Origin of the sequence: Saccharothrix coeruleofusca (assembly GCF_017876325.1) — a bacterium.
Taxonomy (GTDB): Bacteria; Actinomycetota; Actinomycetes; order Mycobacteriales; family Pseudonocardiaceae; genus Actinosynnema; species Actinosynnema coeruleofuscum.
On the sequence record NZ_JAGINV010000001.1, the window covers coordinates 5170727 to 5184933 of the forward strand.

At 73.6% G+C, this 14207-nt stretch carries 13 protein-coding genes; 7 read left to right on the top strand and 6 right to left on the bottom strand.

The window, feature by feature from the left end:
• Positions 1-3: 3 nt before the first annotated feature.
• Entirely contained in the window at positions 4-585 is a 582-nt protein-coding gene (locus tag JOF41_RS23165; protein WP_189222922.1) for a TetR/AcrR family transcriptional regulator, read from the bottom strand.
• Between the two features lie 103 nt (positions 586-688).
• Here JOF41_RS23165 and JOF41_RS23170 point away from each other — a divergent pair, with 103 nt between their 5' ends.
• Complete coding sequence (locus tag JOF41_RS23170) at positions 689-1297, top strand: CatB-related O-acetyltransferase (protein ID WP_244991875.1); 609 nt, start codon at positions 689-691, stop codon at positions 1295-1297.
• A 99-nt stretch (positions 1298-1396) separates the two neighbouring features.
• Positions 1397-3310, top strand: a complete 1914-nt coding sequence (locus JOF41_RS23175; RefSeq protein WP_209621929.1) for a patatin-like phospholipase domain-containing protein — start codon at positions 1397-1399, stop codon at positions 3308-3310.
• Between the two features lie 21 nt (positions 3311-3331).
• Here the strand turns inward: JOF41_RS23175 and JOF41_RS23180 are convergent, their stop codons facing one another.
• Together JOF41_RS23180 and JOF41_RS23185 are read right to left on the bottom strand one after the other, a co-directional pair.
• Complete coding sequence (locus JOF41_RS23180) at positions 3332-4120, bottom strand: SAM-dependent methyltransferase (protein WP_209621932.1); 789 nt, start codon at positions 4118-4120, stop codon at positions 3332-3334.
• 64 nt (positions 4121-4184) lie between these two features.
• Positions 4185-4973, bottom strand: a complete 789-nt coding sequence (locus JOF41_RS23185; protein ID WP_209621934.1) for an SAM-dependent methyltransferase — start codon at positions 4971-4973, stop codon at positions 4185-4187.
• A gap of 126 nt (positions 4974-5099) precedes the next feature.
• Between JOF41_RS23185 and lon the strand changes: the two genes are divergently transcribed.
• The gene (gene lon / locus JOF41_RS23190; protein ID WP_209621937.1) at positions 5100-7460 is read left to right on the top strand and encodes an endopeptidase La; all 2361 of its coding nucleotides are present in this window, start codon (positions 5100-5102) and stop codon (positions 7458-7460) included.
• Between the two features lie 47 nt (positions 7461-7507).
• Here lon and JOF41_RS23195 read toward each other — a convergent pair whose 3' ends face one another.
• Positions 7508-7984 carry an AMIN-like domain-containing (lipo)protein gene (locus JOF41_RS23195; RefSeq protein ID WP_229795364.1) on the bottom strand — a complete coding sequence of 159 codons (477 nt, stop codon included), beginning with the start codon at positions 7982-7984 and terminating at the stop codon, positions 7508-7510.
• Between the two features lie 180 nt (positions 7985-8164).
• Between JOF41_RS23195 and JOF41_RS23200 the strand changes: the two genes are divergently transcribed.
• Together JOF41_RS23200 and JOF41_RS23205 are read left to right on the top strand one after the other, a co-directional pair.
• Positions 8165-8692 (top strand): YbhB/YbcL family Raf kinase inhibitor-like protein, encoded by a 528-nt coding sequence (locus JOF41_RS23200; RefSeq protein WP_189222918.1) that lies wholly within the window; start codon positions 8165-8167, stop codon positions 8690-8692.
• 40 nt (positions 8693-8732) lie between these two features.
• Complete coding sequence (locus JOF41_RS23205; RefSeq protein WP_209621940.1) at positions 8733-10106, top strand: mycothione reductase; 1374 nt, start codon at positions 8733-8735, stop codon at positions 10104-10106.
• Positions 10107-10280: 174 nt separating this feature from the next.
• Here the strand turns inward: JOF41_RS23205 and JOF41_RS23210 are convergent, their stop codons facing one another.
• On the bottom strand, positions 10281-11438 hold the full coding sequence (locus JOF41_RS23210) for an MFS transporter (protein WP_229795362.1): 1158 nt from the start codon (positions 11436-11438) through the stop codon (positions 10281-10283).
• A gap of 188 nt (positions 11439-11626) precedes the next feature.
• Between JOF41_RS23210 and JOF41_RS23215 the strand changes: the two genes are divergently transcribed.
• A complete protein-coding gene (locus JOF41_RS23215; RefSeq protein ID WP_189222915.1) occupies positions 11627-12298 on the top strand; it encodes a FadR/GntR family transcriptional regulator in 672 nt (223 codons plus the stop codon).
• Between the two features lie 30 nt (positions 12299-12328).
• Here JOF41_RS23215 and JOF41_RS23220 read toward each other — a convergent pair whose 3' ends face one another.
• Positions 12329-13237, bottom strand: coding sequence for a LysR family transcriptional regulator (locus tag JOF41_RS23220; protein ID WP_189222914.1), 909 nt, complete (start codon positions 13235-13237; stop codon positions 12329-12331).
• A 73-nt stretch (positions 13238-13310) separates the two neighbouring features.
• On the opposite strand from JOF41_RS23220, the gene JOF41_RS23225 reads away from it, so the two are divergent.
• Positions 13311-14204 carry an EamA family transporter gene (locus tag JOF41_RS23225; RefSeq protein ID WP_209621943.1) on the top strand — a complete coding sequence of 298 codons (894 nt, stop codon included), beginning with the start codon at positions 13311-13313 and terminating at the stop codon, positions 14202-14204.
• Positions 14205-14207 lie beyond the last annotated feature (3 nt).

Sequence of the window (14207 nt, forward strand, 5' to 3'; positions counted from 1 at the left end):
GCCTCAGAGCAGCCCGGCCCGCGCGGCGGCCAGCGCCGCGCGGGCGCTGCGCTCGGCCACCTCCCGGTCGACCGGCTCGCCGGTGACGAAGACCCGGTAGAACAGCGGGGCGCAGGTCAGCCGGATCAGCTCGACCGCGTCCGTGGTCGCCGGGAGTTCCCCCCGCGCGACGGCCCTGCTCACCACCTCGGCCGCGCGCCGGTGGCGGTCGGCGTAGAAGCGGGCCATCGCCTCGCGGGCGCGGCTGGACTGCAGCGCGGCGGCCACCACGGCGACGGGCGCGGTGCGGCGCGCCGGGTCGGCGAAGGTCCGCGCCACGTCGTCGGCCACCGCGATCAGGTCACCCTCGACCGAACCGGTGTCCGGCACCGGCCAGTCCGCGTCGCGCGAGTGCTCCAGGGCGTCGGCGATCAGCTCGTCGACGGTGCCCCAGCGCCGGTAGACCGTCGTCTTGTGGACGCCCGCGCGGGTGGCGACGTTCTCCACGGTGAGCCGGAGGTAGCCGCCCTCGGCCAGTTCGGCGAAGGTCGCGTCGATGACGGCGGCGCGCACGCGGGCCGAGCGCCCACCCGGTCGAGCAGTCACAATGCAACTCCAGTTGCGTTAAGGCGGTCCGAGCCGCCATGCTAACGCAACCGAAGTTGCGATAGGAGTGCCCTTGACCCCCGACCCGACCGTGCTCCACCCGATGCCCGAGCACCCGCGCGTGGTGCTGCTCAAGCCGCTGATCACCTCACCCACCATCGAGGTGGGCGAGTACACCTACTACGACGACCCCGAGCACGCGACGGAGTTCGAGACGCGCAACGTCCTCTACTCCTACGGCCAGGAGAAGCTGGTCATCGGCAAGTTCTGCGCGCTGGCCGCCGGGACGACGTTCATCATGGCGGGCGCCAACCACCTGACCTCCGGCCCGTCCACCTTCCCCTTCACCATCTTCGGCGGCGAGTGGGCGCGCAAGACCCTCGACCTCGTGGTCGACGCCCCCACCCGCGGCGACACCGTGGTCGGCAACGACGTCTGGTTCGGCTACCGCAGCCTGATCATGCCGGGCGTGCGCATCGGCGACGGCGCGATCATCGCCGCCGGAGCCGTGGTCACCTCCGACGTGCCGCCCTACACCGTGGTCGGCGGCAACCCGGCGCGGCCGGTGAAGCAGCGCTACCCCGACGAGGACGTGCGGCTGCTGCTGCGCGCGGCGTGGTGGGACTGGCCGACCGACCTGATCACCGAGCACGTGCGCACCATCATGTCCGGCACCCCCGCCGAGATCGCGCGGATAGTTGGGCTGGACTGACCCGTGTCGGACGACCGCTGCCGTGGGGCGACCGGGTCCAGCCGATCGGCCTAACGCGCGCGGGGTGATCCGCGCGATCATGGTCGGTGGGAGGGCGCCATGCCGGACGACTTCGACCAGTACTGCGACCTCACCATGCGCGGCGGGACGACCAGCGGGGTCGTCTACCCGTTGGCGGTGGTGGAACTCGCGCGGCACTACCGGTTCCGCTCCCTCGGCGGGGCCTCCGCCGGGGCGATCGGGGCGGCGTTCACCGCGGCGGCGGAGCGGGGGCGCGACAGCGGCGGGTTCCAGCGGCTGGAGGAGGTCGTCGACTGGTTCGCCGACGGGCGGTGGCGGCTGGCGCAGCTGTTCCAGCCCAGCGACCGGACCCGCAAGCTGTACCGGATCGTGGCGGCGTCGATGCAGCGGCGCGACACCACCGGGCGCAGTGCGCTGACGTGCACGCTGCTGGCGCTGCTCGGGGCGATCGGGGTGCGCGCCAAGGCGGCGCTGGCCCTGGTGCTGGCGCTGTGGTTGGCCGGGCCGACGCTGTGGGCGGGCGCGGTCGACTGGCGCGGCACGCCGCGCTGGGTGCTCGTCGCGGTGGTCGTGGCGGTGGCCGTGGTCGTGCCGTGGGTGCTGGCCAACGTCCTGCCCAGGGGTCGGGACGCGGTGCTGCGGCGACTGGGGACGGCGGTGCTGCTGGCGTCGCCCCTGGTGCCGGTGGCGATCAGGACGCGGTGGACGGCGGAAAGCCTGGCGTCGGCGGCGACGGCCGTGGTGTGGTGGCTGGTGCTGGGGTTCGCGTTCGTCAGCGCGGTCGCCCTGACCTACGGGCTGGGCGCGCGGCGCTTCCTGGCGCGGGAGGCCCGGTCCCTCCACTTCGGACTGGTACCCGGCACCGGGCGGTTCCGGCCGGGTTTCTGGGACCGGCGGTGCGGCGTGCCCGCCTCGACCGGCGTGCCGCCGCTGAGCGACTGGATCGCCGAGCGGCTCGACGACCTCTCCGGCGTGGCGGGGCTGCGGTTCAGCGACCTGAACACCAACCTGGTGCTGATGACCACGGACCTGTCGGAGGGACGTCCTTACCGGTTGCCGTTCAACGACACCGCGGACTCGTGGTCGTACTGCGCGCGGTGCCTGGGAAACGTTGTGCCGCAACGAGTCGTGGCGCAGCTGGGGCAGGAGCCCGGTGAACACCGGTGCCCGCTGCACCCCGAGGAGCCCCTGCGGGCGCTGCCGCGCGACCTGCCGGTGGCGCTGGCGGTGCGGATGAGCATGCCGCTGCCCGGCCTGATCGCGGCGGTGCCGCTATGCCGGACCGAGCCGGAGCCGCGGGTGCACTGGTTCTCCGACGGCGGCATCACCAGCAACTTCCCCATCCACTTCTTCGACAGCCTGCTACCGCGCTGGCCCACGTTCGGCTTGAGCCTGCAGGGCTACCCCGGCCCCGGCGCGCCGGAGGTGTGGCTGCCCGAGCAGGACGCGTCGACCGAGGGCGCGCCGTGGCGCGGCGTCGACGGGGTGCGGGGGTTCGTCACGGCGATCCTGGACACCATGCTGGGGTGGCGGGACACCATGCAGTCGGCGCTGCCGGGGTACCGGGGGCGGATCGCGCACGTGCGGCTGCGCGGGGACGAGGGCGGCACCAACCTGTTCATGCGGCCCGAGACGATCCGGGCGCTGGCCGAGCGGGGGCGGACCGCGGGGGTGCTGCTGCGCACCCGCTTCACCTCGGACGGCGGCACGCGGACCGACCGGTACCGGTGGATCAGGATGCGCATGGCCATGCGCGAGTACCAGGAGCTGGCGGCGCAGGCCGCGCAGCGCGGGCAGCTGTACCGGGAGCTGGCGGCGAACTACCCCATCCCGCCCGACCTGCACGGGTGGTTCGCCTCGCCGCCCTCCGGCGCCGACCCGCACGCCGCCGACATCGCGCTGACCCTCGACGCGCTGGGCAACGTCGTGGCGGGCCCCTTCGACGGCGCTCCGCCCGTCGACCCGGACCTGCGGCTGACCCCGCCCGAGTGATGCGCGACCGGGGTGGCGGTGTCAGGGCTTGCGGCCGACGCCCACGAGGGCGCTGATGTAGCCGTCGTCGCCGTCGGGGTGCCACTCGGGGAGCATGACCACGCCGGGCTCGACCAGGTCCCAGCCGTCGAAGAACGGGACGACCTCCGCGCGGGAGCGCAGCACCAGCGGGCTGTCGGTGCGCTTGTAGACGTCCTGGACGCGCGCGGTGTCCGCGTGCCCCTCCACCTGCACGCCCTCCAGGCTGCCGTGCGAGATCACCAGGTAGCTGCCGGGCGCCAGGGCCTCGCGGTAGCGCGCGACCGCGCCCGCCGGGTCGTCGGCGTCCTGCACGAAGTGCAGCACCGCCACCATCAGCACGCCGATCGGCCGCTCGAAGTCGAGCAGCTCGCGGACCTGCGGGTGCTCCAGCACCGACGCCGGGTCGCGCAGGTCGGCCTGCACCGCCAGGGCGCGCGGGTTGCCCTGCAGCAGGGCCGTGCTGTGCGCCACGGCCACCGGCTCGACATCCACGTAGACCACGCGGGCCTGGTCGGCGATCTCGTGCACGTTGCCCACGGTCGGGATGCCCGAGCCCAGGTCGAGGAACTGGTCGATCCCCTGCGCCAGCAGGTAGCGCACCGCGCGCCGCAGGAACGAGCGGTTCGCCCGCGCCGCGCCGGCCATGCCGGGGTAGATCTTCTCCACGGCCTTGGCCGCCTCGCGGTCGACCGCGAAGTTGTGCGAGCCGCCCAGGTAGTAGTCGTACATCCGGGCCGTGCTCGGCCGGTCCACGTCAACCGACGCGGGAACCCAGCTCGCCTGCTCCATCGCGGCTCTCCTCGTGTGGTCGAGAACGGCGCGATCGTGCCCCCCTGGGGGGTGCGCGCACAAGTCACGCCTTGCGGCCGACCCCGGCGTAGGCGCTGATGAAGTCGTCCTCGGAGTCCGGGTGCCACTGCGACAGCGCGACGACCCCCGGCTCGACCACGTCCAGGCCCGCGAAGAAGGCCGCGACCTCGGCGTGCGGGCGCAGCACCAGCTGGCTGTCGCTGCGCTGGTAGATGTCCTGCACCTGGCGCCCCTCGACGACGTGCTCGGGGGCGACGCCGTCGAGGGTGCCGTGGGAGATGGCGAGGTAGCTGCCGCCGGGCAGGGCCCGCACGTACCGGGCCACCGCTTCGTGCGGGCCGTCGGAGTCCGGGACGAAGTGCAGCACCGCGACCATGAGCAGGCCGATGGGGCGGTCGAAGTCCAGCCACTCGCGCACGCGCTCGTGCCCGAGCACGCCTTCGGGATCACGAAGATCGCCCTGGATGGCGGTGACCCTCGGGTTGTCCCGCAGCAGGGCCGTGCTGTGCGCCACGGCCACCGGCTCGACATCCACGTAGACCACGCGGGCCTGGTCGGCGATCTCGTGCACGTTGCCCACGGTCGGGATGCCCGAGCCCAGGTCGAGGAACTGGTCGACGCCCCGCGCCACCAGGTAGCGCACCGCGCGCCGCAGGAACGAGCGGTTCGCCCGCGCCGCGCCCGCCATGCCGGGGAAGATCTTCTCCACGGCCTTGGCCGCCTCGCGGTCGACCGCGAAGTTGTGCGAGCCGCCCAGGTAGTAGTCGTACATCCGGGCCGCGCTGGGGCGGTCCAGGTCGACCGACGCCGGCACCCAACTCGCCTGTTCCACGGGCCGATCGTTCCGGTCCGGCCGCGCGGGCACAACCCCTGTCGCTCGCTCAGGGCGAACAGCGCGCGGAAACAAAGCCCCGCTCAACCTGGTTGAGCCTGACGGACTCAACTTTGGAGGAAGCTGATGGGCGAGACGTTGGCGCTGCCGCTGCTGCCGCTGGACGACGTGGTCGTGCTGCCCGGCATGGTCGTGCCGATCCGGCTGACCGGGTCGGACGCCCGCGCCGAGGCGCGCGCCGCCGTCGAGGCCGCGAGCGCGGCGGCCTCCGACGGCGCGAAGGCCAGGGTGCTGCTGGTGCCGCGGCTGGACGGCAAGTACGCCAAGGTGGGCACGCTGGCCGTGATCGAGCAGGTCGGCAGGCTCTCCGGCGGTGAGCGCGCCGCGGTCGTGCGCGGCGAGAGCCGGGTGCGCATCGGCACCGGCACCACCGGGCCCGGCGCGGCGCTGTGGGTGGAGGCGACGGTCGCCGACGAGAGCGCGCCGGACGAGCGCACCCGCGAGCTGGCGCGCGAGTACCGCGGCCTGGTCACCACGATCCTCCAGCAGCGCGGCGCGTGGCAGGTGGTCGACTCGGTGCAGCAGGTCGACGAGCCCTCCGCGCTGGCCGACCTGGCCGGGTACGCCTCGTACCTGACCGACGAGCAGAAGGTGTGGCTGCTGGAGACCAGCGACGTGGCCCAGCGGCTGGAGAAGCTGCTGGAGTGGGGCCGCGAGCACCTGACCGAGCTGGACGTGGCGGAGACCATCCGCAAGGACGTCAAGGAGGGCGTGGAGCGCCAGCAGCGGGAGTTCCTGCTGCGCCAGCAGCTCGCCGCCATCCGCAAGGAGCTGGCCGAGCTGGACGGCAGGCCCGCCACCGAGGAGCAGGACTACCGGGCCCGCGTCGAGGGCGCGGACCTGCCCGAGCACGTCCGCGCGGCCGCGCTGGCCGAGGTGGACAAGCTGGAGCGCACCGCCGAGCAGTCCCCCGAGGTCGGCTGGATCCGCACGTGGCTGGACACGGTGCTGGAGATGCCGTGGAACAAGCGCACGGAGGACTCCTACGACATCGCGGGCGCGCGGGCGGTGCTGGACGCCGACCACGCGGGCCTGGACGACGTGAAGGAGCGCATCACCGAGTACCTGGCGGTGCGGCGCAGGCGCGCGGACCGCGGCATGGGCGTGGTCGGCGGGCGGCGCAGCGGCGCGGTGCTGGCGCTGGTCGGCCCGCCCGGCGTGGGCAAGACCTCGCTGGGCGAGTCGGTGGCGCGGGCGATGGGCCGCGAGTTCGTCCGGGTCGCGCTGGGCGGCGTGCGGGACGAGGCCGAGATCCGCGGCCACCGGCGCACCTACGTCGGCGCGCTGCCCGGCCGGATCGTGCGGGCCATCTCCGAGGCGGGCTCGATGAACCCGGTGGTGCTGCTGGACGAGATCGACAAGGTGGGCGCGGACTACCGGGGCGACCCGACCGCGGCGCTGCTGGAGGTGCTGGACCCGGCGCAGAACCACACCTTCCGGGACCACTACCTGGAGGTCGAGCTCGACCTGTCCGACGTGGTGTTCCTGGCCACCGCCAACGTGCTGGAGGCCATCCCGGCGCCGCTGCTGGACCGCATGGAGCTGGTGCGGCTGGACGGCTACACCGAGGACGAGAAGGTCACCATCGCGCGCGACCACCTGCTGCCCCGGCAGGTCGAGCGGGCGGGCCTGACGCCCGAGGACGTCTCGGTCACCGAGGGCGCGCTGCGCAAGCTGGCGGGCGAGTACACCCGCGAGGCGGGCGTGCGGCAGCTGGAGCGGTCGCTGGCGCGGGTGCTGCGCAAGATCACCGCCAAGGTCGCGCTGGAGCAGGCGCGGCTGCCGGTCTCGGTCGACGTGGCCGACCTGCGGGGCTACCTGGGCTCGCCCAAGTTCACCCCGGAGTCGGCCGAGCGGACCGCGGTGCCCGGCGTGGCCACGGGCCTGGCGGTCACCGGCGCGGGCGGCGACGTGCTGTTCGTCGAGGCGTCGCTGGCCGAGCGCGGCACCGGCGCGTCCGGGGTCACGCTGACCGGGCAGCTCGGCGAGGTGATGAAGGAGTCCGCCCAGATCGCCCTGTCCTACCTGCGCTCGCACGACAGCGGGGCGGCGGAGCTGGCCGAGCGGGGCGTGCACATCCACGTGCCCGCGGGCGCGGTGCCCAAGGACGGCCCGTCGGCGGGCGTGACCATGACGACCGCGCTGGCGTCGCTGCTGTCCGGCCGCCCGGTGCGCTCGGACGTGGCGATGACCGGCGAGGTGTCGCTGACCGGGCGGGTGCTGCCGATCGGCGGGGTGAAGCAGAAGCTGCTCGCCGCGCACCGCGCGGGCATCACCACGGTGCTGCTGCCGCGGCGCAACGAGCCGGACCTGGACGAGGTGCCGGAGTCGGTGCGCGAGGCGCTGACCGTGCACCTGGTGGGTGACGTGCGCGAGGTGCTGGAGCTGGCGCTGGAGCCCGCCGCCGCGGCCACCGCCGCGGCCTGATCGGACCGGGGCGGGGGCTCCGCGCGGAGCCCCCGCCCCGCCGTCTCTCAGTTGTGGCCCACGTCGATCACGACGCGGGTCGGGTTGTCCAGCACCAGCACCCGGTGCCACGAGTCGTCGCGCATCCCCAGCCCCACGGTCAGGTGCCCCTCGAAGTCACCGGTGATCGCCACGGCCTGGACGTTGGCCAGCGAGGGCGTGGTGAACTGGTGCGGGCCGTGGTAGCTGGGGTTGCCGCTGTCGTCGTGCGCCGCGGCGGGGGTGGACGTGACTTGCAGGAAGTGGTTGCCGTCGATGACCACCGGCAGGCCGGACCCGTCGTAGAAGAGCTGGTCCACGGAGCGGATGAAGAACTCCGGGCGGCGTCCGTCGAGGTCGAGCACGACCCGGTCGAAGGAGGCTTGCCTGCCGACGCGGATGTCGGTGAGCAGCGGCACCTGGGGCGTCGCGCCGCCTGCCGAGGCGGCCGGGAGCAGGACTGCCGCCGCGACGCAGGCGAGCGCGAGCGACACAGCGCGTTTCACTCGGTTGTTCACGGTATCCCCCGAGGCCACCCCGGCGAGGACGGGTTCCCCGCTCCCCCTGGCCTCTGCCACTGCAAGGACGCGCCACCGGCGCGCGGGTTGCCCCGCCGGTGAGCTGCGCCGGTCGGGGCCCGGCGATAGGGTCGGCCGGGTCAGCCAAGATCACTCGTGGAGGACTTGATGAGCCTCGAACGCCCGGTGGCCCCGGACCCCTACTCGCTGCTCCCGGCGGTGCCCTCGTTCCGGGTGAGCTCCACCGACGTCCAGGACGGCGAGCCCCTGCCGCAGGCGCAGGTGTTCGAGGGCGGCAACACCTCGCCGCAGCTGAGCTGGACCGGGTTCCCCGAGGGGACCAAGAGCTTCGTGGTGACCTGCTTCGACCCGGACGCGCCGACCCCCTCTGGCTTCTGGCACTGGGTCGCGGTGAACATCCCGGCCTCGGTGACCTCGCTGGAGACCGGCGCGGGCGCGAGCGACGACACGCTGCCCGGCGACGCCTTCCACGTGCGCAGCGACTACGGCACGGCGGCTTTCGGCGGCGCCGCGCCGCCCAAGGGCGACCAGGTGCACCGGTACTACTTCGTGGTCCACGCCGTGGACGTGGAGAAGCTGGACGTGACGCCGGACTCCTCGCCCGCGGTGGTCAGCTTCAACCTGGCCTTCCACACGCTGGCGCGCGCGATCATCGTCCCCACCTACGCCCACTGAGCCGGGAACAAGTGCCTCGCGCCGCGAGTTGGAGCACGGTGTGAGGCACTTCGACCTGGTCATCATCGGCACCGGTTCCGGCAACTCGATCGCCAACAAGCGGTTCGCGAGCTGGGACATCGCGATCGTCGAGAAAGGCGCGGTCGGTGGGACCTGCCTGAACGTCGGGTGCATCCCCACGAAGATGTTCGTGCACACCGCGGACGTCGCGGGCACGCCCGCCGCCGCCGCGCGGCTGGGCGTCGACGCCCACTTGGACGGCGTGCGCTGGACCGACGTCCGCGACCGCATCTTCGGCCGCATCGACCCGATCGCCGAGAACGGGCGCCGCTGGCGCGCCGAGCGCAACGCCAACGTCACCTTCTACCAGGGCACCGCGAGGTTCGTCGGCCCCAAGACGCTGGACACCGGCACCGGCGAGGTGATCACCGCCGACCGGTTCGTGCTCGCCGCGGGCGGCAGGCCGGTCGTGCCCGACGTGGTCGACCTGGAGTCGGTCGGCTACCACACCAGCGACACGGTGATGCGGCTGGACGCGCTGCCGCCCCGGATGACCATCCTCGGCAGCGGTTTCGTGGCCGCCGAGTTCGCGCACGTGTTCTCCTCCTTCGGCGTCCAGGTGACCGTGATCGCGCGGTCGGACCTGCTGCTGCGCCACGAGGACCACGCCATCGCCTCCCGCTTCACCCAGCTCGCGTCGGGCAAGTGGGACGTGCGGCTGAGCCGCAAGGCGGTGCGCGCCGAGCGGGTCGGCAGGGTGGTGCGGCTGCACCTGGAGGGGCCGGACGGCGCCGAGGTCGTGGAGTCGGAGGAGCTGCTGGTGGCCGTGGGCCGCAAGCCGAACTCGGACCTGCTGGACCTGCCCGCGACCGGCGTCGAGACGCACCCCGACGGGCGCGTGGTGGTCGACGAGTTCCAGCGCACCTCGGTCGAGGGCATCTACGCGCTGGGCGACATCAGCACCGACTACCAGCTCAAGCACGTGGCCAACCACGAGGCGCGCGTGGTGCAGCACAACCTGCTCAACCCGGACGCGCCGATCGCCGCGGACCACCGGTTCGTGCCGTCGGCGGTGTTCTCCTCGCCGCAGATCGCCTCGGTGGGCCTGACCGAGCAGGAGGCCACCGCGCGCGGGGTCCGCTTCGTGACCGCCGAGCAGGCGTACGCGTCCATCGCCTACGGGTGGGCGATGGAGGACAACACCGGCTTCGCCAAGGTGCTGGCCGACCCGGCCACCGGGCAGATCCTCGGGGCGCACATCATCGGCCCGCAGGCCCCCACGGTGATCCAGCCGGTCATCCAGGCCATGAGCTTCGGCCTGGACGCGCGCTCGATGGCCCGCGGCCAGTACTGGATCCACCCGGCCATGCCGGAGGTCCTGGAGAACGCCCTGCTGAACCTCCCCCTGGACTGACCCCTGGACTGCCCCCCGAGACACCACGAGGCCCCCGGAACGGCTCCGGGGGCCTCGTCGCGTCTGCAAGTACTACCAGGCCCCCGTCGCCGGGCCGCTAACTACTACCCGTGCCCGGCGGGGCGGGTAGTAGTTAGCGGCCCATGGGAACGGGTCGGGTAGTACTTGCAGGCGTCAGAGGGTGCGGGGGCGGCCCGCCAGCGCGCCCAGGGTGGTCAGCAGCACCAGGACGGCGGTCAGCACCAGCATCGACACCGTCCACGTACCGGTGGCGCCGCGCAGCACGCCGAACGCGAACGGGCCGGTGGCCGAGATCAGGTAGCCGACGCTCTGCGCCATCCCGGACAGCGACGCGGTGTCCGCGCTGGAGGCCGTGCGCAGCGAGATGATCACCAGGGCCAGCGGGAACATGCCGCCCATGCCGACGCCGATCAGCACCGCCCACAGGCCGGGGGCCGCCAGCGGGGCCAGCGCCAGCCCGAGCACGCCCGCCACGGAGAACGCGCCCAGCACCACCACCAGGGCGGACTGGCCCGCCCGCCGGGTGGCCAGCGGCGGCACCATCAGGCTGACCGGGACGCCCAGCACCATGGTGATCGCCAGCAGCAGGCCCGCCGTCGAGCGGTCCACCCCCGCGTCGCCCATGATCTCCGGCAGCCAGCCCATGACCGTGTAGGCCAGCAGCGACTGCAGGCCGAAGAAGACGGTGACGACCCACGCCAGCGGCGTGCGGAACAGCGAGCGCCGGGGCGCTTGCGGCCGGGGCGCGGCGGAGGTGGCGGCGACGCCGTGACGCGCGCCCGCCGTCCAGACCAGCAGTGCCGCCAGCGACAGCAGCGCCCACGCGCCCACCGCGCCGCGCCACGAGCCCAGGAACGACTCCAGCGACGGGGTCAGCGCCGCGCCCGCCGCCGCGCCCGCGGCGAGCGCCGCGGTGTAGACGCCGGTGACCGGACCGACCTTGTTCGGGAAGGAGTCCTTCACGACCACGGGGATCAGCACGTTCGACACCGCGATGCCCGCGCACGCGATGAACGTGCCGCCCAGCACCACCCACGGGCCGTCCAGCACGCGCAGCACGAGGCCGGCGGTCAGCACCGCCAGCGAGGCACCCACCGCCCTGGCCGTGCCCAGCTTGCGGCCGAGCAGGGGCGCGGCGAACGCGGCGAGGCCGAAGCACACCGTCGGGATGGCGGTCAGCAGGCTGGCCCACGTCGTGGACACGCCCAGCGAGGCGCGCACGTCGCCCAGCACGGAGGCCATGCTGGTGACCGCGGGCCTGAGGTTGGCGGCGGCCAGCGCAACGCCGATGGCCAACAGGGTGGTGCCCACCAGGGCCACTTGGCGGTTGCGCGCGGGCGGTTGTCCAGCGGGTGCCGCCGGATCCGCCCGGACCGTCGCACCGGGACCGCGATCAGTGGCAGTCTGGACGGTCACAGGTGTCCGGTCTGGCTGGGTGTGCTGGATCGTCACAGGACTACTGTCGCAGACATAGGATGTTCGGATGAAAGGATGGCGTTGTGCCGTTGGCCACTACTCGACGGGCAGGGCTCGTCGACCAGGTGATCGACCAGATGAGAGGCGCGATCGCCAGCGGTGAATGGCCGGTCGGCCAGCGCATCCCGCCGGAACCGGAGCTGGTCACCGCCCTGGGGGTCGGCCGCAACACCGTGCGGGAGGCGGTGCGCGCCCTCTCGCACGCGGGCCTGCTGGAGGTGCGCCAGGGCGACGGCACGTTCGTGCGCGCGACCAGCGAGCTGTCGGGCGCGGTGCGCAGGCTGTGCGGGAGCGAACTGCGGGACGTGCTCCAGGTGCGCCGCACGCTGGAGGTCGAGGGTGCCAGGCTGGCCGCGACCAACCGCACCGACGAGGAGCTGCTCAAGCTGGAGGCGCTGCTGGCGGAACGGGACGCCGCGCTGGCGGCCAAGGACTGGGAGCGGCTGGTGGAGCGGGACGCGGCCTTCCACGCCCTGCTCGTGCAGTGCTCGCACAACGCGCTGCTGGCCGAGCTGTACCAGGGCCTGACCGAGGCGGTGCGGGCCAGCATCACCGCGACCGTGCGCACCGAGCACGACGACGACCAGGTCTCGCACACCGGGCTGCTCGAAGCGGTCCGCGACCGCGACCCGGCGCGCGCCGCGATCGAGGCGAGCGGTTTCCTGGAGGAGCTGCTGGAGCGGCACCGCGACTGACCCCGCCGGGTGTTCGCGGTCCGGCGGACCTCAGGCGGTCTCGCGCTCGTCCCAGCAGGAGCGCAGCGCCGCGACGGTGGCCGACACCGCGGGCCTGCGCGCCGCCTGCGTGCGCCAGACGGCGAACACCCGGCGGGTGGGCGTGGGCAGGAACGGCACCGCCCGCACGCCGGGCGGCAGCGCGCCGCGCCCCAGCCGGGGCAGCAGCGCCACGCCCACGCCGCGGGCCAGCAGCGCCAGCTGCGTCTGGTACTCCAGCACGCGGTAGGCCAGGTCCGGCTCGTGACCCGCGCCGCGGAAGGTGTTGACCAGCCAGTCGTGGCAGATGGTGCCCTCCGGCTGGCAGATCCAGCGCTCCCCGGCCAGGTCCTCGGGCACCAGCGAGGCCCGGTCCGCCAGCGGGTGCGCCACCGGCAGCAGCACGTCGGCGACGTCCTCCCCCAGCCGCGTCCGCGACACCTGCTCGGGCACCGCCAGCGGCGCGTTGACCCAGTCGTGCGTGACGGCCACGTCCAGCTCACCCCTGGCCACCGCGCCCAGCCCGTCCGGCGGGTCGAGCTCCACCAGCCGGAGGTCCAGCGCCGGGTGGTCGGCGGCCAGCCGCACCAGCACGGCGGGCAGCAGGCCCCTGGCGGCGGTGGCGAAGGCGCCGACGCGCAGCTCGCCGACCGCCTCGCCGCGCTGCTCCTCCAGCGCCACCTCGGCCCGCTCCACCAGCGCCAGCACCTGGCCCGCGGTGCTCGCCAGCAGGTGCGCCGCGTCGGTGAGCACGACCCCGCGCCCGCGCCGCTCCAGCAGCGTCGCGCCGGTCTCCCGCTCCAGCTTGGCGATCTGCTGGGAGATCGCGGACGGCGTGTAGCCCAGCGCGGTGGCGGCGGCGCCGACCGACCCGTGCGTGGCGACCGCGTGCAGGGCGCGCAGCCTGGCGAGATCGAGCATTCAGTCATGCTAAACGAAACCCTTCAGCACATTTCGCTAGTGCTAAACGATCGTGCCGCCAACACTCGACCGCGTGAAACCACGTCACGTCGCGCTGGCCGTGCTCGTCGCGACCATCTGGGGGGTCAACTTCGTCGTCATCAAGGTCGGGCTGCGGGACTTCCCGCCGCTGCTGTTCTCCGCGCTGCGGTTCCTGGCCGCCGCGGTGCCCGCGATCTTCTTCGTCGGCCCGCCGAGGGTGGCCTGGCGGTGGGTGCTGGCGGTCGCGCTGTTCCTCGGCGTGGCCAAGTTCGGCCTGCTGTTCATCGGCATGGACGCCGGGATGCCCGCCGGCCTGTCGTCGCTGGTGCTGCAGAGCCAGGTGTTCTTCACCATCCTGTTCGCCGCGGTGGTGCTGCGCGAACGACCGCGCCCGGCGCAGCTGGCGGGCATGGCCGTCGCGGCGGCGGGCGTCGTGCTGATCGCGGTCGACTACGGCGTGGGCAGCCCGATCTCGGCCCTGCTGCTGGTGATCGCCGCCGCGGCGGCGTGGGGCGTGTCCAACGTGGTCACCCGCTACGCCCGGCCGCCGGACGCGCTGAGCTTCATCGTGTGGGTCAGCGCGGTGGCCGCGCTGCCGCTGTTCGCGCTGTCGCTGCTGGTCGAGGGCCCGGCGGCGGACCTGGCCGCGCTGCGCGGGATGGACGTGGGCAACGTCGCCGCCATCGGGTTCATCGCCTGGGTCTCCACGCTGCTGGGCTTCGGGCTGTGGGGCTTCCTGCTGCGCGAGCACGACGCGGGCGCGGTCGTGCCGTTCGCGCTGCTGGTTCCGGTGGCCGGGATGCTGTCGGGCTGGCTGCTGCTGGACGAGCCGCTGACCCCGGTCCGCCTGGCCGGGGCGGCGCTGGTCGTCGCGGGCATGGCCGCGGCTACGGTGATCCGAGCCCGCCAGCCCGCTCCGGTTGACCAACCGGTGCCCGTGAGCTGAGCT